Annotated in this window: 18 protein-coding genes and 1 pseudogene; 13 read left to right on the top strand and 6 right to left on the bottom strand. The window is 62.2% G+C overall.

Going from position 1 to position 18,978, the window contains the following annotated elements:
* Positions 1-301: 301 nt before the first annotated feature.
* A complete protein-coding gene (gene thiS / locus GGQ90_RS11560; protein WP_188082304.1) occupies positions 302-1,330 on the bottom strand; it encodes a sulfur carrier protein ThiS in 1,029 nt (342 codons plus the stop codon).
* Between the two features lie 131 nt (positions 1,331-1,461).
* On the opposite strand from thiS, the gene aroQ reads away from it, so the two are divergent.
* From aroQ to GGQ90_RS11535, 5 genes are all read left to right on the top strand, one after another.
* Positions 1,462-1,902, top strand: coding sequence for a type II 3-dehydroquinate dehydratase (aroQ, locus tag GGQ90_RS11555; RefSeq protein WP_004210356.1), 441 nt, complete (start codon positions 1,462-1,464; stop codon positions 1,900-1,902).
* A gap of 83 nt (positions 1,903-1,985) precedes the next feature.
* Positions 1,986-2,468, top strand: coding sequence for an acetyl-CoA carboxylase biotin carboxyl carrier protein (accB, locus tag GGQ90_RS11550; RefSeq protein ID WP_188082303.1), 483 nt, complete (start codon positions 1,986-1,988; stop codon positions 2,466-2,468).
* 12 nt (positions 2,469-2,480) lie between these two features.
* Positions 2,481-3,833 carry an acetyl-CoA carboxylase biotin carboxylase subunit gene (accC, locus tag GGQ90_RS11545; protein ID WP_188082302.1) on the top strand — a complete coding sequence of 451 codons (1,353 nt, stop codon included), beginning with the start codon at positions 2,481-2,483 and terminating at the stop codon, positions 3,831-3,833.
* A complete protein-coding gene (gene arsC / locus GGQ90_RS11540) occupies positions 3,830-4,174 on the top strand; it encodes an arsenate reductase (glutaredoxin) (protein ID WP_188082301.1) in 345 nt (114 codons plus the stop codon). Before accC ends, arsC begins: the two co-directional genes overlap by 4 nt.
* An 84-nt stretch (positions 4,175-4,258) precedes the next feature.
* The gene (locus GGQ90_RS11535; protein ID WP_188082300.1) at positions 4,259-5,005 is read left to right on the top strand and encodes a ParA family protein; all 747 of its coding nucleotides are present in this window, start codon (positions 4,259-4,261) and stop codon (positions 5,003-5,005) included.
* 4 nt (positions 5,006-5,009) lie between these two features.
* Here GGQ90_RS11535 and GGQ90_RS11530 read toward each other — a convergent pair whose 3' ends face one another.
* The gene (locus GGQ90_RS11530; protein WP_188082299.1) at positions 5,010-7,313 is read right to left on the bottom strand and encodes an EAL domain-containing protein; all 2,304 of its coding nucleotides are present in this window, start codon (positions 7,311-7,313) and stop codon (positions 5,010-5,012) included.
* 108 nt (positions 7,314-7,421) lie between these two features.
* Complete coding sequence (locus GGQ90_RS11525) at positions 7,422-9,182, bottom strand: fatty acyl-AMP ligase (RefSeq protein ID WP_188082298.1); 1,761 nt, start codon at positions 9,180-9,182, stop codon at positions 7,422-7,424.
* A 163-nt stretch (positions 9,183-9,345) separates the two neighbouring features.
* Here GGQ90_RS11525 and GGQ90_RS11520 point away from each other — a divergent pair, with 163 nt between their 5' ends.
* The 4 genes and pseudogenes from GGQ90_RS11520 to GGQ90_RS29825 all read left to right on the top strand — a co-directional run.
* Complete coding sequence (locus GGQ90_RS11520) at positions 9,346-9,870, top strand: regulatory protein RecX (RefSeq protein ID WP_188082297.1); 525 nt, start codon at positions 9,346-9,348, stop codon at positions 9,868-9,870.
* Positions 9,871-9,918: 48 nt separating this feature from the next.
* Positions 9,919-10,464, top strand: coding sequence for a DUF192 domain-containing protein (locus GGQ90_RS11515; RefSeq protein WP_188082296.1), 546 nt, complete (start codon positions 9,919-9,921; stop codon positions 10,462-10,464).
* 50 nt (positions 10,465-10,514) lie between these two features.
* Positions 10,515-10,913, top strand: coding sequence for an NADH:ubiquinone oxidoreductase subunit NDUFA12 (locus GGQ90_RS11510; RefSeq protein WP_004210347.1), 399 nt, complete (start codon positions 10,515-10,517; stop codon positions 10,911-10,913).
* Positions 10,892-11,326: pseudogene (locus GGQ90_RS29825) on the top strand (DUF2155 domain-containing protein); the annotation flags it as partial. The gene GGQ90_RS11510 and the pseudogene GGQ90_RS29825, both read left to right, overlap by 22 nt.
* A 35-nt stretch (positions 11,327-11,361) precedes the next feature.
* On the opposite strand, the gene aat reads toward GGQ90_RS29825, so the two are convergent.
* Complete coding sequence (aat, locus tag GGQ90_RS11500; protein WP_188082295.1) at positions 11,362-12,111, bottom strand: leucyl/phenylalanyl-tRNA--protein transferase; 750 nt, start codon at positions 12,109-12,111, stop codon at positions 11,362-11,364.
* Between the two features lie 344 nt (positions 12,112-12,455).
* Here aat and GGQ90_RS11495 point away from each other — a divergent pair, with 344 nt between their 5' ends.
* From GGQ90_RS11495 to GGQ90_RS11480, 4 genes are all read left to right on the top strand, one after another.
* A complete protein-coding gene (locus GGQ90_RS11495) occupies positions 12,456-13,727 on the top strand; it encodes a radical SAM protein (protein ID WP_188082294.1) in 1,272 nt (423 codons plus the stop codon).
* Between the two features lie 221 nt (positions 13,728-13,948).
* Positions 13,949-14,584: a hypothetical protein gene (locus GGQ90_RS11490; protein ID WP_188082293.1), complete on the top strand. Its 636-nt coding sequence runs from the start codon at positions 13,949-13,951 to the stop codon at positions 14,582-14,584.
* Positions 14,520-15,905 carry an HAD-IIIC family phosphatase gene (locus tag GGQ90_RS11485; RefSeq protein ID WP_188082292.1) on the top strand — a complete coding sequence of 462 codons (1,386 nt, stop codon included), beginning with the start codon at positions 14,520-14,522 and terminating at the stop codon, positions 15,903-15,905. The genes GGQ90_RS11490 and GGQ90_RS11485 overlap by 65 nt, the downstream gene beginning before the upstream one ends.
* A gap of 189 nt (positions 15,906-16,094) precedes the next feature.
* A complete protein-coding gene (locus GGQ90_RS11480; RefSeq protein ID WP_188082338.1) occupies positions 16,095-17,396 on the top strand; it encodes a dipeptidase in 1,302 nt (433 codons plus the stop codon).
* A 58-nt stretch (positions 17,397-17,454) separates the two neighbouring features.
* On the opposite strand, the gene GGQ90_RS11475 is transcribed toward GGQ90_RS11480, so the two are convergent.
* The gene (locus tag GGQ90_RS11475; protein WP_188082291.1) at positions 17,455-18,498 is read right to left on the bottom strand and encodes a S66 peptidase family protein; all 1,044 of its coding nucleotides are present in this window, start codon (positions 18,496-18,498) and stop codon (positions 17,455-17,457) included.
* The gene (locus GGQ90_RS11470; protein ID WP_188082290.1) at positions 18,495-18,941 is read right to left on the bottom strand and encodes a cupin domain-containing protein; all 447 of its coding nucleotides are present in this window, start codon (positions 18,939-18,941) and stop codon (positions 18,495-18,497) included. Before GGQ90_RS11470 ends, GGQ90_RS11475 begins: the two co-directional genes overlap by 4 nt.
* Positions 18,942-18,978 lie beyond the last annotated feature (37 nt).

Below are 18,978 nucleotides of genomic sequence, written 5' to 3'. Positions count from 1 at the left end.
TTAGCGACAGCTTCTGCCCCCCCCAACCGTGCTGTCCTACACGCCCCCATTCTGATTTACTTTGGGGATGGGACATCCGCCCCCAAGCAATCGGTCATGCACCGCCCAGGCGTCGCTTCACTGTCGCCCCAGTGTCGCCTCCGTGTCGCGTCGAACGCGCGCGATCATGACCCGATTGTCGCGCGACTGTCGCTTCGCTGTCGCGTCGCGGGCGCGTTCCCGGCGCATTGGCCCGGAATCACCCCCACGACACTGTGAACTTCGACTGTCGCGTCGAATCTCGCGCCGCGACGCCCTGGAATCAGATCAGGCCGGCCAGCGGGCTCGACGGGTCGGCATACATGCGCTTGCCCATGCGGCCGGCGCGATAGGCCATGCGGCCGGCCTCGACGCCCGCCTTCATCGCCGCCGCCATCAGCACCGGATCCTTCGCCTCGGCAATGGCGGTGTTCATCAGCACGCCGGTGCAGCCCAGCTCCATCGCCTGCGCCGCTTCCGACGCCGTGCCCACGCCCGCATCGACCAGCACAGGCAGCTTGGTACCTTCCACGATCAGGCGGATCGTCACCTTGTTCTGGATGCCCAGGCCCGAACCGATCGGCGCGCCCAGCGGCATGATCGCGACCGCGCCGGCATCCTCCAGCCGCTTGGCCGCGATCGGATCATCGACGCAATAGACCATCGGCTTGAAGCCTTCCTTGGCCAGCACCTCGGTCGCGCGCAGCGTTTCCACCATGTCCGGGTAGAGCGTCCGCGCCTCGCCCAGCACTTCCAGCTTCACCAGTTCCCAGCCGCCCGCCTCGCGCGCCAGGCGCAGGGTGCGGATCGCCTCCTCGCCGGTGAAGCAGCCGGCGGTGTTGGGCAGATAGGTGACCTTCTTCGGGTCGATATAGTCGGTCAGCATCGGCGCGTTGGGATCAGACACATTGACGCGGCGCACCGCCACGGTGACGATCTCCGCGCCCGACGCGACCAGCGCGGCGGCATTCTGCTCGAAATTCTTGTACTTGCCGGTGCCCACGATCAGGCGCGAGCGAAAGGTCTTGCCGGCCACCGTCCAGCTATCGTCATCCACCGGGGACACATCGCCGCCGCCGCCCGCGACCGGATGGTCGCCACCGCCAACGAAATGCACGATCTCCAGCTCGTCACCATCTTCGACCTTCACATCGGCCAGGGTCGAACGCGGCACCACTTCCAGATTGCGCTCCACCGCCACCTTCTCCGGCGCGAAGCCCAGCTCGCTCGCCAGCTCAGCCAGGGTCAGGCCGTCGCGGATGCGGCGATGCTCGCCATTGATATGGATGGAGATGGTGCCGTCGATGCTCACTACATTATCCCGTTCGTGGCTGGAAACGTGTCTCGACTTGGCGCGACACGAAGGGCTAAAGATCAGCGCGCATATAGGGGCGGCGACGCCGCGCCCGCAACAGACAAGTCTCGACCGAATGGGGGATCGCCATGGCGGACACACGCAAAATCTATGTTCTCAACGGCCCGAACCTCAACATGCTCGGCACCCGCGAACCGGAAATCTACGGCTATGACACGCTGGACGACATTGCCGAGCGGATGGAGGACGCCGCCCACCGCGCCCATGTCGAGATCGATTTCCGCCAGTCCAATCATGAAGGCCATCTGGTCGACTGGGTGCAGGAGGCGCATCGCGAGGGCGCCCATGCCATCATCATGAATCCCGGCGCCTATACCCACACCTCCATCGCGCTGCATGATGCGATCAAGAGCATCACCGTACCGGTGATCGAGATCCACCTGTCCAATCCGCACACGCGCGAGGCCTTCCGCCACAAATCCTATGTCGGCATGGCCGCCAAGGGCACGATCGCGGGCTTTGGCGCCATGTCCTACATGCTGGCGCTCGAAGCAGCCCTGGAACTGTAGAACGCACAAAAGTTGCGCTTTGGCGCAAATGAGCATAGGCGCTGGCCGCCAGAACGCATTTTGAAAGACGACAAGGGTCAAGCATGAACGACAAGCATGACAAGGGCGCGATGCAGGTGGACGTCACCCTGGTACGCGAACTGGCAGCTTTGCTGGACGACACCAACCTGACCGAGATCGAGGTTGAAGACGGCGACCGCAAGATTCGCGTGGCGCGCAAGATCGGTGGCGGTGCCCCAATCTTCGCAGCGCCCGCTGCCGTAGCGGCACCCGTTGCTGCCCCGGCTGCGGCACCGGCCGCTACCCCCGCCGCCGAACCAGCCCTGCCCGCCGGCAATGTGGTGAAGTCGCCGATCGTCGGCACCGCCTATCTGTCGGCCGAGCCGGGCGCCGCGCCCTTCGCGCGCGTCGGTTCGCAGGTGAAGGCCGGTGAAACCGTGCTGATCGTCGAAGCCATGAAGGTGATGAACGCGATCACCGCGCCCGTCGCCGGTACGGTCAAGGCCGTGCTGGTCGATAACGGCCAGCCGGTTGAATATGACCAGCCGCTGATCGTCATCGAATAAGGCCGCGATTCCATGGCCATCGAAAAACTGCTGATCGCCAATCGCGGCGAGATCGCGCTCCGCATCCACCGCGCCTGCCATGAAATGGGCATCAAGACGGTGGCGGTCCATTCGACCGCCGACGCCGATGCCATGCATGTGCGCCTCGCCGACGAGGCGATCTGCATCGGGCCGCCAGCTGCCAGGGACAGCTATCTCAACATCGCCGCGATCATCTCGGCGGCGGAGATCAGCGGCGCCGACGCGATCCATCCGGGCTATGGCTTCCTGAGCGAAAACGCCAAGTTCGCCGAAATCGTCGAGGCCCATGGCCTGGCCTTTGTCGGCCCCAAGCCCGAACATATCCGCACCATGGGTGACAAGATCGAGGCGAAGCGCACCGCTGGCGCGCTCGGCCTGCCGCTGGTTCCGGGTTCGGACGGCGCGGTCAGCGATGTCGAGGAAGCCAAGATCATCGCCGAAGCCGCCGGCTATCCGGTGATCATCAAGGCGGCATCGGGTGGCGGCGGTCGCGGCATGAAGGTCTGCACCTCGCCTGACGATCTGGAAACGCTGATGCAGCAGGCCGGGTCGGAAGCGAAGGCCGCGTTCGGCGACGCCACCGTCTATATCGAAAAATATCTCGGTAATCCGCGCCACATCGAGATCCAGGTGTTCGGCGACGGCAATGGCAACGCCATCCACCTTGGCGAACGCGACTGCTCGCTGCAGCGCCGTCACCAGAAGGTGCTGGAAGAGGCCCCCTCGCCCGTCCTGAGCCAAGCCGAGCGCGAACGGATCGGCGGCATCTGTGCCAAGGCGATGGCCGACATGGGTTATCGCGGCGCGGGCACGATCGAGTTTTTGTGGGAAAATGGTGAATTCTACTTCATCGAGATGAACACCCGCCTGCAGGTGGAGCATCCGGTGACCGAGATGATCACCGGCCTCGACCTGGTGCGCGAACAGATCCGCGTTGCCGAAGGCAAGCCGCTGTCGGTAAACCAGGAAGATATCCGCTTCACCGGCCATGCGATCGAATGCCGCATCAACGCGGAAGACCCCAAGACCTTCGCCCCGTCGCCGGGCACCGTCACCAGCTATCATGTTCCGGGCGGCATGCACGTCCGCGTCGATAGTGGCCTGTATCAAGGCTATAAGGTGCCGCCTTACTACGACTCCATGATCGGCAAGCTGATCGTCTATGGCCGCACCCGCGAGGGCGCGATCATGCGTCTGCGCCGCGCGCTGGAGGAATATGTGATCGAGGGGATGAAGACCACCATCCCGCTGCACCAGGCGCTGCTGAAGGATCCCGAATTCCTCAACGGCGACTATACGATCAAGTGGCTCGAAGAGTGGCTGGCGCGGGAAGACGCCCAGTGAAGGCGGTGATCTGGCACAATCCGCGCTGTTCCAAGTCGCGGGCTGCGCTGGACATCCTGGAAGAGACGCCCGGCCTGGAGATCGCGGTTCTTGAATATCTCAAGACCCCGCCCAGCCGAGCCGACATCGCGGCAGTGCTGGACAAGGCCGGCGTCGTCCCTTCGCAGGCCGTCCGCAAGGGCGAGGCCGTGGTGAAGGAAATCGGCCTCAACACTAGCGACGATGCCGCCGTGCTGGACGCCATGGCGGCGCATCCGATCCTGATCGAACGCCCGATCGTCATCACCGACAAGGGCGCCGTCGTCGCCCGCCCGCCCGAAAAGGCACGCGAAATCCTCTGAATATCAGCCGCTTGTCACGCACATGTAACAAGCGGCTGATTTGAGCCCTTGCTTTGACGGGGGGAAGCCGTAGCTTCCTCTCCCATGGCAAAGGAACCGGCATTGGCGACCATCGCCGTCTACAGCCTCAAGGGGGGCGTTGGCAAAACCACCTTTTCGGTCAACCTCGCCTGGGCGTCGGCGAGCATATCGAAGCGGCGGACCCTGCTCTGGGATCTCGACCCGCAGGCCGCGTCGAGCTGGCTCCTCTCCACCGATCTTGAAAGCCGCGATGCTGCGCACGCGATCTTCAGCAAGGATGTCGAGGTCCGCAAGCTGATCCAGCCCACGACCGTGCCGGGCCTGGACCTGATCGCCGCCGATACCTCGCTGCGCAGCCTCGACCATCTGTTCCGTGAGATGGACAAGAAGAAGCGGCTCGCCAAGCTGATCGACAGCCTGGGCAAGGATTATGACCGCATCATCCTCGATTGCCCGCCGGGCCTCACCGAAACCAGCGAGCAGGTGCTGCGCGCCGCGGACCTGATCGTCATTCCCGTCATCCCCTCCCCCCTGTCGCAGCGTGCGATGGGCGAGGTGGCCCGTTATCTGGTGCAGCGCGGCGGCAATCATGCGCCGATCCTGCCGGTCTATTCGATGGTCGACCGCCGCCGCAGCCTGCATCGCAAGGCGCTGGACGAACAGCCGGGTTGGGGCGCGATCCCGATGGCCAGCACGATCGAGCAGATGACGGTACGGCGCAAGCCGCTCGGCGCCTTCGCCCCTGCCTCGCCCCCGGCTCAGGCCTTCGGCGCGCTATGGACGATGGTCGAAAGACAGATTCAGGCCTGATCGTCTAGCCGTTGCCACAGGCCTGTGCCGGCGGTTCCGGGAACAGCCGCATCGCATCCTGTGGCAGCATCGGCCGGCCATAATAATAGCCCTGCACCTTCTTGCAGCCCAGTCGGCGTACCATGTCCAGCTCGGCGGCGGTTTCCACGCCTTCGGCCGTGGTCGACATGCCCAGGCTTTCCGCCAGCGTCACCACCGCCCGGATGATCGCCAGATTTTCCGGCGTGTTGTGCGCCGCGCCGACGACGAAGCTGCGATCGATCTTGATCGTGTTGAAACGGGTGCGGCTGAGGTAGCCGAGCGAACTATAGCCGGTGCCGAAATCGTCGAGCGACAATTGCACGCCCAGTCCCTGCAACTGATCCAGCACGCGCAGCGCGCTGTCATCCTCGTGCAGGAAGACGCTTTCGGTCACTTCCAGCTCCAGCCGACGGGCGTCCAGCCCGCTCTGGGCCAGTGCATTCACCACCGCCGACACGAAATTTGACTGGTGCAACTGCTCGGCGGAGACATTGACGGCCACGCGGATATGCGCGGGCCACCGCATCGCCTCACGGCACGCCGTGCGCAGCACCCATTCGCCAATCGGTCCGATCAGCCGGGCCTCTTCTGCCACAGGCACGAATTTCGACGGTGGAATCGGCCCCAGGTCCGGATGAGTCCAGCGCGCAAGAGTCTCGAATCCCGTTATGACACCCGATGTCGCATCGACGACAGGCTGATAGACAAGATGCAGCTGATCCTTCTCCAGTGCATCGCGCAGAGCCTGTTCCAGCCGCTGCCGCTCCTCTGCCTTGGCATGCAAGTGCGGTTCATAGGGACAATGGACGCCTCCCCCCTCATCCTTGGCGCGATAAAGCGCCAGGTCGGCACTACGGATAATCGCTTCGGACTGATGCCCATCGATCGGCGAAACAGCCGAACCGACCGAAGCGCCGACATGGAGGACATGCTGGTCGATCTGATAGGGCGCAGACAGTGCGTCGATGATCGCGATCGACAGGCGGGCAACCGCCCGATCATCATCGATCCGCGCGATCACCACGCCAAATTCGTCACCGCCGATACGGCCGCAAAAGCCAATCCCACCACAGACATGGCGCAGGCGCTGTGCGACCTGGCTGAGCAACTGGTCGCCAACCTGATGGCCCAGGCTGTCATTGATCGCCTTGAAGCGATCTAGATCAAGCATAAGGAAAGCGCAGCCGGGCCGTCGATTGCCTGTCTCCGCCATGGCATGATCCAGCGCATCGCGCAGATGTGCTCGGTTGGGTAGGCCCGTCAACGTGTCGAAACGCGCCAGTTGGGCGATCTTGTCGGCCGATTCGCGCTGAACGGTGATGTCGGATCCGACGCCACGAAAGCCCTGGAAATTACCATTATCGTCATAGCGGGGCGATGCCGAAAGTTCTAGCCATCGGGTCTTGCCCTGGACTTCGACCGGCAGCGCCAGATTGCTGAAGCTTTCGCGCCGCTTGAGATGATCGGCCAGGCTGTGCAGGCTCGATGCAAATCGCCCGCTTTCCCAGCCAGCACCGGCCAGGATCTGGACCAGCGGCGCGCCCTCCAGCGCCTGCGGCGTCCTTCCCACGCTTTCGGCGAAACGCTGGGACACGCCGCTGATGCGGCGCAGCGCATCGGTTTGCCACAACCAGTCGGATGCCCCCTGTTCATATTCACGCAGCAGCAGACTGACGACTTCGGTCTGCTCGGCTAGCTGGACCGTAGTGCTGTGCTGGCGCGCGAATGTGCGGGCATAGATGAGGCAGCCGACCAGTAGCGACAGCGCATAGCTGGTAGCGAGTGCCCGCAGCGGCAACAGGGTGCCGCCGTCGAACATCGCCGACAGGCCAGCGATGCAAGGCATGAGAAAGGCGATGGCGGCCAACGGCGTCGCCGCATAGCTGATTGCGCCACACACCATGATGCAGCTGATGAGGGTCCATAGCGCCACCAGATGCTCGGCCCCCTCTCCCCTCGAAAAAAGAGTCATGCAGGCAGCCCAGACCAGGCCGTGCAGCAGCCCTGTCAGCGCATGACGGCGCAGGTCGCGGGCCTGCGGAGCACCGCTGATGCCGATCTTGCGGCGATGGATCAATAAGGCGCTGATGGTAACGGCGCCGATCAAGGCGATGCTCCAGCCGATCATGACCGTCGCCGAAACATGACTGCCGAAAACGCGCCAGAGGAACAGCAGACCGAACACGTTCATCGCCAGGCGCAGCAGCGCGACGCTGTCTGCCGACTGCAACTGGGCAGTCAGGACGCGCATGTCAGCTTCATCGACGAGGCGTGCGAGCCCCATCATCGCCCTTAGCGAGCCCCGTCCCTGTCGGTCGGTTTCGGATTGCCCTTGCTCGATACCCACATGCCCGGTCTAGCAGGCAATGGTTATCAATCGGTATGCGCCGCCCGATCAGGCGGCGATATCGTAAGGACGAATCTCGCCGGTCAGATAGAGGTTGCGCGCCTTGGACCGGCTGAGCTTGCCGGAGCTGGTACGCGGCAGGGTGCGCGGCGGCACTAGTTCGACGACGCAGTTCATGCCAGTGATGGCGCGAACCCGCTCACGAATCTGGTCGCGCAGGCGCGAACGCTCCTCATTGTCGGAGGTGCGGCAATGGACCAGCACCGCCGGCGCTTCCTCGCCACCCGGCGTGGTGATCGCGAAGGCGGCAATGTCGCCCTGCTTGAAGCCCGGCAGCTGCTCCACGGCCCATTCAATATCCTGGGGCCAGTGATTCTTGCCGTTGATGATGATCATGTCCTTGGCGCGGCCGACAATGTAGAGATAGCCGTCGGACAGATAACCCATGTCGCCCGTATCCAGCCAGCCATCAGCCATGCAGGCCTCGGTCGCTTCGGGATCGCGGAAATAGCCGACCATCAGCGAGGGGCCGGTGGTCCACACCTTGCCGATCTGACGCTCGTTCATCAGGCCGCCATCCTCGTCCCTGATCTCGACGATCATGTCCTTGGCCGGCTTGCCGCAATTGACGATCGAGCGGAAACGCTGCGGGCGGCCTTCCGGCGCGGTGCCGCCCGACAGGTCGGTTTCCTCGACCAGTTCGACGATGATGCCCTCGCCCGGCGGCATGATGGTGACGGCCAGGGTCGCTTCGGCCAGGCCATAGCTCGGCAGGAAGGCCTTGGGGCTGAAGCCCGCATCACCGAAAGCGTCAACGAAGCTCTGCATCACGTCGGGACGGATCATGTCGGCGCCGTTGCCGGCAAGGCGCCAGCGTGACAGGTCGAAACGGTCGGCCGCCTTGGTCTGGCTCGACATGCGGCGCGCGCAAATGTCGTAGCCGAAGGTCGGCGAATAGCTGATCGAGGTGCCCTCGTTGCGGCTGATGAGGTCCAGCCAGGCCAGCGGCCGGCGGGCGAAATCCTCGGTCTTCATGTAATCGGTCGACACCTGGTTGGCGACGACCGACAGGAAGCAGCCGACCAAACCCATGTCATGATACCAGGGCAGCCAACTGATGCAGCGATCGCTTTCCTGCACTTCCATGCCATGGCTGTGCGCCGACAGGTTGGACAGCAGCGCATGATGCGTCACCGCGACGCCATGGGGGAAACGGGTCGAGCCGCTCGAATATTGCAGATAGGCGATTTCCTCGCCCTGCGCCTGCGGCAGAGCGCAGGGGACCGCCTCGCGAGCGATGAAATCCTCAAAGGCGATGCTCTCGACCGACTTCTGGCGACCGGACTCACCCGCCATATCCTCCAGTTCCTTGGGGAAGAGGAACAGCATCGGGTCGCAGCTGGAGAGCTGGACGTTGAGTTGGTCGATATAGCTTTCCTTGCCGCCAAAGCTGGTCGGCAGCGGCAGCGGCACAGGCCAGGCGCCGGCATAAACGATGCCGAAGAACAGCATGGCGAAGTCGGCGCCGGTTTCAGCGACCAGAGCGACGCGGTCCTCGGGCTTCACGCCATGGGCGATCAGGCGATGGGCACAGGCAATCGCGTCCTCGCGCAGTTCGCTGAACGGATAGGGCCGCGCCAGATTGCCGCGCGCATCATGGAAATTGAGGCCGCGCTTGCCCTGCGCCGCATAGTCCAACGCTTCGCCCAACGTCTCGAAATCGGAGAAGCGGCGCGGAAGAACATCGTTGGTCGGCGTAGGTGCCATCATAATCTGCGAACCCGTCATATTGGTGTCACCCAATGTCATATCTGTCATATTCCGGCGGCCGCTATCAGTTTTGACGTCGACTTGCACCGGATAGTTTCAATCCAGCTTGTGCTTGTAGACCACAAGGCGCGGTAAAATTCCGGCCCGACTGTGGCATAAAGATGGCGCTTAGCGCATGATAGCGTGCAATGCACGACCGGTCATGACCAGCAAACGCCCGCCCCCACCCCTGGACGAAGACCTATTGCGCGAATTGGCGCTGCGCTATGTCGGTCGGTTCGCGACCAGTCGCGGCAAGCTGCTCGCCTATCTCGCGCGCAAATTGCGTGAACGCGGCTGGAGCGGGGAAGCGCCGGCCGATCCCGAAGCGCTGGTCGCCCGCTTCGCGGAGCTTGGTTATGTCGACGACAGCGGCTTTGCCCTGATGAAGAGCGCGGCGCTCGGCCGACGCGGCTATGGCGCCCGCCGTATCACCGAAACATTGCGCGCCGCCGGCATAGAGGAGGCCGATCGTGGCGCCGCCGATGCCCAGGCACAGGCCGATCGCTGGGCGGCGGCCGACCGATTCGCCCGACGCAAGCGGATCGGCCCCTATGCGATGCAGGCGCCCGATCCCAAGGGCCGGGAAAAGGCGATCGCCGCCTTCCTGCGCGCCGGCCATGATTATGCCCTGGCGCGGCGCTGGGTCGATGCAGCACCCGGTGACGTCCCCGAAGCGGAGGATTGAGGGTTAACCCTCTCCCGCACCTCCCCGAAACCCGCTAGGCAGGATCGCATGATCCTTACCCGACTGCTTCTCGCCGCCGCCCTGCCCACGCTGCTTCTCGCCTGCTCCGCCAAGCCCGACGCCGGCAATGAAGGCAGCAATGTCCAGGCAGCCGCGCCGCAGGGCGCACTGCTCCCCCTCGTCATCCGCACCGCGAAGGGCGAACATCGCTTCGATGTGGAAGTCGCCCGCACCGAGGCGGAGCAGGAACAGGGGCTGATGTTCCGCAAGGCACTGGATGCCGACAAGGGCATGCTGTTCCCGATGGAGCCGCCGCGCACAGCCAGCTTCTGGATGAAGAACACGATCATCCCGCTCGACATGCTGTTCATCCATACCGACGGCACGATCGCCTTCATCGGCGCCAATGTCGCTCCCTATTCGCGCGAGCCGGTGTCCGCCGGCGTGCCGGTGGTGGCGGTGCTGGAACTGCGCAGCGGCCGCGCCGCGGAACTGGGCATCAAGGAAGGCGACCGCGTAGCCTGGGGCAAATGCGCAACAACCGACGGCAAGAGCGCGATCGACCTCGATTTCTGCCCGACAGCCGCTCGTTAGCGCCATATCGTCCTTGCCCACGTCAATCCCAGCGGCTAAGCGCATCGGCCATGGGTATCCTGGCAAACATCTTCACCTGGTGGAATGGCGCCACCTTTGGCACCTGGCTCTTCACGGCCCGCAAGGGCACGAAAGTGGGCGAGGACCATCAGGGCAATGTCTATTATGAAGGCGGCGTCGATCCGAACGGCCTGACGCGCCGCTGGGTGATGTATAACGGCGCCAATGATTCGAGTCGCGTTCCGGCCGAATGGCATGGCTGGCTGCATCACTCGATCGAGGGCACGCCCGAAAGCTTCCTGCCGCCGCCGCGCATCTGGGAAAAGGAATTCACCCCCAACGCGACCGGCACCGCAAACGCCTATCGTCCGTCGGGCGCGCTCGAAAAGGGCGGCCAGCGCCAGAAGGCGACCGGCGATTACGAGGCATGGAGCCCCGACGCGGCATGATTCGGCGTCCGGCGGGGGGATTCCCGCCGATCCTGCTTGGCGCGCCGCTTCTGGGGTGCGCGCTGCTGGCGGCCTGCGGTCGCAATGATGCGCCGGAGGCGAATCAGAGCGGCCCGGTGAAGATCGAGGGCCAACCGATCCGCAACGCGGACGAAGCCAGCCTGTCGGGCACGCCGATGGCCGAGCGCACCGCCGTCATCGGCCTGCTCAACAAGCGCAACGGCCTGACCCGCGACCTCAGCATGAAGCCCGGCGAGGCGCTGCGCGTCGGCGACGCCATCGTCCGCCTGCAGGCATGCGAGACCACCGCCCCCTGGGAAAATGTGCAGGAAACCGGCGCCTTCGTGCAGTTGGACGTGCGCAGCAGTTCCGACGGCAAGTGGCGCCGCAATTTTTCCGGCTGGCTGTTTCGCGAACGGCCCGACCGCAATGTCGTCCAGCACCCGGTCTATGACGTCTGGGTCAAGAGCTGTACGATGGAATGGCCCGAAAGCGGCCCTGCCACGGTCAAGCTGGGCGACAAGGGCAAGGTGCCTGCCACAGCATCGCCGGCCAGCGGCGCAAACGCCAGTTCGGCCGCCGCGCCCGAACCGGCCGATAGCACCGCGTCACCCGCTCCCAGCGGCACGTCGCCGACGGCAACGCCCAACAACTGAAGATAGTCGCGCTGGCTGATTTCCTGCGCGCCCATGCTGCGCAGATGATCGGTCATGAACTGGCAGTCGAGCAGGCTGAAGCCGCCAAAGCGCATCCGCGCCACCAGCCAGGCCAGCGCCACCTTTGACGCATCGGTGCGGCGCGACACCATGGATTCGCCGAAAAAGGCGCCACCCAGTGCCACGCCATAGAGGCCGCCGACCAGTTCATCCCCGTCCCAGCATTCGATCGAATGGGCAAAGCCCAGTTCGTGCAGATGGCGATAAGCCCGCTCGATCGGGCCGTTGATCCAGGTCGACGGACGATCAGGCGCCGCTTCCGCACATAGGGCAACGATGCCGGCGAACACCTGATTGGCGGTGACGCGGAACCTGTTCTGCCGAATCGTCTTTGACAGCGAACGTGACAGGTGAAGGCCATGGAGCGGCAGGATCGCACGCCTTTTGGGCTCGACCCAATAGACATCGTCTGCCTGCCGGTCATCGGACATCGGGAACACGCCGATGGCATAGGCCTGCAGCAGCAAAAGCGGATCGATCATGCTCTCCGGTATATCCTTAGGATGACCAGCCTCCTTGCCAGCCCGCGCACCCATTCCCGAGCACTCCGTTCAGGTTCCGAACAACATCAATCCAAGCCCCAACATCGCAATCATCAACGCGAACGCGAGAAAGCTAAAATCCGGCTTGTCCGGATTGCTCATGATCGATTGCCTCCTGCCACTTTCGACCGATGGACACCATCCTATTGGAACACAAAGAAAAAGAAAGGGCAACACATGCCGAACCCTACCGAAACGAAAGCCGCAGCATGGACGCCATCTCGCTCCCCCGCTAAATCCCAAGATCAATGATGATAAGAGGTAGGACTGTGGATTGTAGGATATTGCGCCTGATCACACTGAAGAGCAATGGGCACATCGTTTGCGACGACAGCAGCGGCTATGGCATCATTCTGGGCGAAGTCAGTTCCGCACCAAACTGGAATATCAGGCAAGTCATCGACGGCCCAGTTTATCGGCATGTCCGCCGTTCCTTCCAAGAAGAGCGTCCCCCTTGGCCGGGCATTTGCGAAACTTGCCATACCTTCTCGCCCGGTGGCATCGCAAACGACACGCTGGACAGCCGTATTCGCGTAATGGTCGAACCGACCCTCGCCTGCAACCTCCGTTGCCCATCCTGCATGCGCGTGCGCGAAGGTAAAACACGTTCGGGTGACTGGGATCTCGATCCCAAGATTTTTGAAACCTTCCTGCGCAGTTGCGCGAAGAACGACATCGCGATTGAAGAAATCCAGTATTTGGGATGGGGCGAACCGCTGCTTTATAGCGAAATAGGCACTCTCACCCGACTGGCGCGCAAATGGCATCCTGATTGCCTGCAAGAAATAACCACAAGCGGCAGCATTCCCGACCCTACCGTGATGGACCGGGTCGATATCGACAAACTGACCATCTCCTGCGATGGCGCCCGCCCGGAATCCTACGTCAAATACAGACGCTCCGGCGCACTTGACCAAGTCTTCGCCCTTTTTGAACATCTTTCCACGTTGAGAGATCGGCCTGTAGTGGAATGGAAATACATTCTATTCGAACACAACGACAGTGAAGACGAAATTCGCCTTTCACAGGAATTGGCCGAAAAATTTAATGTAGACTCTCTACTATATATCGTAACAAATTCAAAAAAAGCTTCACGGCGCTTCACTATCGACAAGATAAAGGATTTTCCATTCCGATATGATCGTGCCCACATCTCCCCGGCAGCGAGCCTTTTGACAATCAAACAGACTGGAATTGTCGCGCCGGAATACTCATCATTGGGTGACGGGGAGAAATTTTCCTTCTTTCTGGATCAGGCCCATATTACCACCAGCAATCTGCTGGAATTGCGTGGCTGGTGCCTGCAGAACGATGGCCGATATGTCGATAGGATCGAATGCTATCATGGCCCGACCCTGCTGGGATCCGCACGCATGCGGGAACGGCGGCGGGATGTGGAGCGCAATCGCCCACATGCTCAGGGACCGGATTCGGGCTTCATCTTCAAATTGCCGCTCGAAGAGAATTTCATTCCCCGCTCATTGCACTTCGCCATCGCAGCCGGGGAACAAAAAGACATTTTCTCAGCCACCCTCAACTTCTCGGCACAGCATTAGAAGTCGGCAAACAACCTGCCACCGCCAATCCGTTCACACCGCCCGCTTTCGCCAGCACCGGTCATGCCGCCGCGCGCCCCGGTTCGTCGGGGAACGGGTGAAAAGCCCGGACGAGCGCGCTTGCTTTTCAGCATTCGCACCGATAATCTCCGAAAGCGTTCCATATTAAATCATCCAAATAGATATATAGAATATATCGCACAATTCGAGGTATTTCTAAAATGATTGAGATCGGCAAATTTCTATTTCCGGATGATTTAGAAGTAAATCCTGTCGATATAAAAAACGCCTTGTTCATCGGATCGTGCATGACGGAATCTTACGTCAAGAAATTCCGTGAGAATAAGCCCGACACGAACATCGATTATGTGATTTTCAACAATGTAGCCGACATGCCGAATTCACCACCTCGGCCAATATCCGAATATGATTTTCAGTTCGTCCAGGTTCCGTTGCGCCACATCATCGGCGACATCGTTGTCGACTTTTCCAAGTTCTCGAACCCGGAAACGAACAAGGACATCATCGAAAATGGGCGTAATGCCCTGAGATTGATGCTTGAAAGCGCACTGAAATATAATCGGGAGCATAGCCTCCTGACCTTCGTCCAGAATTTTATCGTGCCCCAGACACCAGTAGTTGCGGGACTTGCCGCGCGTGGCAGCAATTTCGACCTGCGCGCTATCACCCAATCCCTGAATGAGATGATCAACGAGATCGTCAGCGAATATAGCAATGCCTATGTCGTTGATGCAGAGATGATCGCATCGTCCATGGGGAAACGATATTTCTTTGACGACACCTACACATTTTTTTACCCATGGCGGATTTTTCTTCGACGACTGGCACATTTTTGAAGGCGGCCGAATTGAAACCGTTCCGCCAATCGAAACAATTTCACCCAATCACCTGAACCAGTTCTTCGATGCCATCTGGCGTGCCATCGAATATAATTACCGCGTCATCAATCAGATCGACAGCATCAAACTTGTCATATTCGATTTGGATGACACGCTGTGGCGCGGCATTATTGGCGAACATTATGGCGACGACGGGCAGCACCCGCTGACGATTGGGTGGCCGATGGGCGTGCATGAAGCGATCCATCATCTGAAGGCGCGCGGCATCCTCGTGGCGATCTGTTCCAAGAATAGCCCGGAACTGGTGAAAGCGCGCTGGAATCGCGCAATTCCCAGCGAATGGATTTCGCTCGACGATTTCGTCTGCGCTGAAATCAGCTGGGGTCCCAAGGCCGAAGCGGTTGGCCGTATTCTATCTGATGTCAGCTTGACCCCCCGCAATGTCGTGTTCGTCGATGACAATCCGGTGGAGCGAGAAGCGGTGCTTACAGCCTATCCCGGCATTCGCGTCATGGGGAAAAACCCTCTGCTGACACGCAACATCCTGCTGCAATCGGCCGAAACGCAGACCCGGATCGTGACCAGCGAATCCGCGATGCGCGATGCGATGATCCGACGCCAGAAGGTGCGGGAAAATGAACGCCAGTCCATGTCTCGCGAGCAGTTCCTGCAGAATCTGAACTGCCGCCTGAAGATGCTCCTCATCGAAAGCCCCAGCCATGAGAAATTCTCGCGGGTTTTCGAACTTCTCAACAAAACCAACCAATTCAACACCAACGGCGTTCGCTGGACACCGGCAGATGTGAATAATCACTTCAATGACGGGGGCACGATTATAGCCTTCGAAGTGCAGGATAAATATACGTCCTACGGCCTGGTAGGTGTCATCCTGATACGCGGCAACCAAATCGTCCAGTTTGTCATGAGTTGTCGGGTGCTCGGACTGGAAATCGAAACCAGTGCGCTGAAGGTGCTGGTCGAAAGACTGCGGGCATGGGGAACAGCCGGGCCGATTACCGCCTCGATCATCGAAACCGACGCCAACATCGTGTCGCGTGACGTCTATGACAAGGCGGGTTTCACCAACGAAGGCAATGGCCATTACATGCTGGGTAATGAAGCCCTCGGCACGCCCGGGCAGCATCTCACCATCTATTGGGATGGCGAAGCCGAACCGCAGGCCAGCGCGAATGAGGTCGGACACGCGACGGAAGATGCCCAGGATCTCCCGCCGAAAGGCCTTGGCACGCAAGGTGATGCCCTGCTTGAAGACCGCCCCAAGGGTCTGCTGTCTCGCCTGACGGGTCGCGCCAACTAAGCATGAATTGATTTCAAGCAGGAGCGCCTTCCCCTTTCCTCCGACGAAGGGGAAGGCGCTCGGCGACATTTGGACCAGCCCCTTGGGAACGGGTAGAGAAGCGCCAGGAAGAAAAGGGTTTTTGACGCCGTCAATGACTCGCCGATGATCCGATTGACTCGTCTCGTCGTCGCCCTAGTCTCCCGCGCCATGACATCCCTGCGCCTCGCGGCCCTGCCGCTACTCCTCGCCGCCACCGCCCTCCCTTTCGCCGCTTCGGCCGCGCCCGCATCCGACCCCTATGCGGCACGAATCGCCAAGGTGCTGAAGGCCACCCCGCTGATCGACGGCCATAATGACTGGCCCGAAGCGATGGCCGGCAAGGCCGGCAACGCCCGCTGGACCATGCCGCTCGATCGGCTCGATCCCAGCCAATATCATACCGACATCGCTCGCCTGCGCGCCGGGCAGATGGGCGGCCAATTCTGGTCCGTCTGGGTCTCCGCCGACCTGCCCGAACTGCAGCAGGTGAAGGACACGGTCGAGCAGATCGAACTGGTCCACAGCCTCGCCCGCCGCTATCCGCAGGACTTCACCCTCGCCACCACCGCTGCTCAGGTCCGCGCCGCGCACAAGGCCGGGCGGATCGCGTCGATGATCGGGGTCGAGGGCGGCGGCCAGATCGACGGCAGCCTGGCCGTGCTGCGCGCCTATCACGACCTTGGCGCCGGCTATCTGACACTGACCCACAGCCGGACCATCGCCTGGGCCGACAGCGCCACCGACGATCCCCAGCATGACGGCCTCACCCCATTCGGCGGGGCGGTAGTGCATGAACTCAACCGCCTGGGCATGCTGGTCGACCTCGCCCATGTCAGCGAAGGCGTGATGCTGGACGCACTCAAGATCAGCAAGGCGCCGGTCATCTTCTCCCATTCCAGCGCACGCGCGCTATGCGACACGCCGCGCAATGTGTCCGACATCATATTGAAGCAGGTCGCGGCCAATGGCGGCGTCGTCATGGTCAATTTCGCGCCGCAATATGTGTCGGAGGCCCGCCGGGTCTGGAGCGCGGCGCGCAGCGCGGAAATGTCCCGCTATAACGCCCCGCCCTTTGGCGGCCTCTATATCGGCGATCCCGAAGGCGCGAAGAAGGCGCTGGCGGAATGGGAAAAGGCCAATCCCGAACCGGTCGTCACCCTGTCGATGGTCGCCGACCATATCGACCATATCGCCAAGGTCGCCGGCGTCGACCATGTCGGCATCGGCAGCGATTTCGACGGCGTGGGATCGCTGCCCCAGGGGCTGGGCAGCGTCGCCACCTATCCCGCGCTGCTGGCCGAACTGATGCGCCGCGGCTGGAGCGATGCCGATATCGCCAAGCTGGCCGGCGAGAATGTGCTGCGCGTCATGGCCGTCGCGGAAAAGGTAGCCGATGGCATGAAGGCGGAGCCGATCGGCAATGGAACCGTCGCATCGCTGGACGGTGCCAAGCCGGCGGCAAAAGAATAGAGCCTGATTCACGCCATCGCTGGAAGCGCGGAGCGCTTCCACCTCAAACGATCAGGCTCTAACTGACGGCCGGCTCCAGCAATCGGATCGTGCCCGCGTCCGCGTCGATTTCGGCGCGGGCGCCGACCGGCAGGCTGAACTGGTTGGCGATATGGCCGAACAGCGCGCCCTGGAAAGCGGGGATGCCGAGTGGCGCCAGATGCTGCTGCAGCACTTCCGACAGGGTAAAGCCGCCATAGGACACGCCAGTGGCCGTGCAACTGGTGCATTGGCCGAAGACGAAGCCGGCGAGCTTTGGCAATATGCCCGCCAGCGACAATTGGGTCAGCATCCGGTCGATGCGATATTCCGCCTCGTTGGTTTCTTCCACGAACAGGATCGCGCCGGTGAAATCCGGCAGCCAGGGCGTACCCATCAGCGCCGTCAGCACGGTGAGATTGCCACCCAGCAACCGCCCGCTCGCCTTGCCGCCGCCAAAGGTGCGGATGCGCCCGCTGCGCGGCACCAGCCGGTCCTCCGTCCCCACCGGATTGACATAGGTCGGCGTCGCCCCGTCGAACGCCACCGCGCGGAAGCTGTCCCAGCTGAGCTTGCCCCAGCCGCTGGCGGCATTGGGGCCATGGATGGTGGTGAAGCCGGCACGGGCCGCAAAGGCCAGGTGCAGCGCCGTGATGTCGGAAAAGCCGGTCAACAGCTTGGGATTGGCGCGGATCGTCTTGAAGTCGAGATAGGGCAGCATGCGCGCGCAGCCCCAGCCGCCGCGCACCGCGAACACCGCCTTCACCTCCGGGTCGGCATACATGGCATTGACGTCGGCGGCGCGGTCGGCATCCTTGCCCGCCAGATAGCCATAGCGCTCGACCAGATGCGGCGCGGCCTTTGGCTTCAGCCCCATCGCCCGGACCGTGTCCTTGACCAGGTCCAGGTCGAAGGCGTCATCGGTAAAGCCCGCCGGCTCGACCAGGCCGACCACATCCCCTTCACGCAGGCGCGGCGGCCGGATCAGCCCGGCCGGCGCCGGTGCCGCTGCCGAAGCCGAAGGAACGCCCGCCGCGACCACAGCGCCACTAATCCCGGCCAGCAACCCACGACGATCCATCATGTAAAAACGCTCCCATCCTTGTGGCGATAGACCCCACCGGACAGGTGCAGATCGATGTCGGGATAATGGCAATCACTGACAGACGGACGGCCAAAGGCAAGAAAGATGCATTCCGTATCGCTTTCGTTGAGCAGATGATGGCCGTCCGCCACGCCCTTGGGGAAGGCCGCCATATCGCCCGGTGCCATCGGCGTGCGCCCGCCCTCCTCGACCAGCACCGCCTCGCCCGACAGCATGACGACAAATTCGTCCTCGCCCTCATGCCAGTGGCGTTGCGAGGAGGCCGCGCCGGGTTTCAGCACGACATGGCTGACACCGAAGTCGCCCAGGCCCGTCGCCAGCCCAAGCCGGCGATAATGACGGCCGGCCACCGCCCGCGCATGGTCGCCCGGATAGCCGGTGGCATTGCTTTGCGGAATGGAAGCAAGATCGATCTTCGGCATGGCCCCTCTCCTCTGCGCTGGCCAAGAAAGGCGGCTT

It is taken from the genome of Sphingobium scionense (assembly GCF_014197035.1).
GTDB classification, from domain to species: Bacteria; Pseudomonadota; Alphaproteobacteria; order Sphingomonadales; family Sphingomonadaceae; genus Sphingobium; species Sphingobium scionense.
Note: the sequence above shows the minus strand (reverse complement) of the source record. Positions and strands in the feature narration are given on the sequence as shown.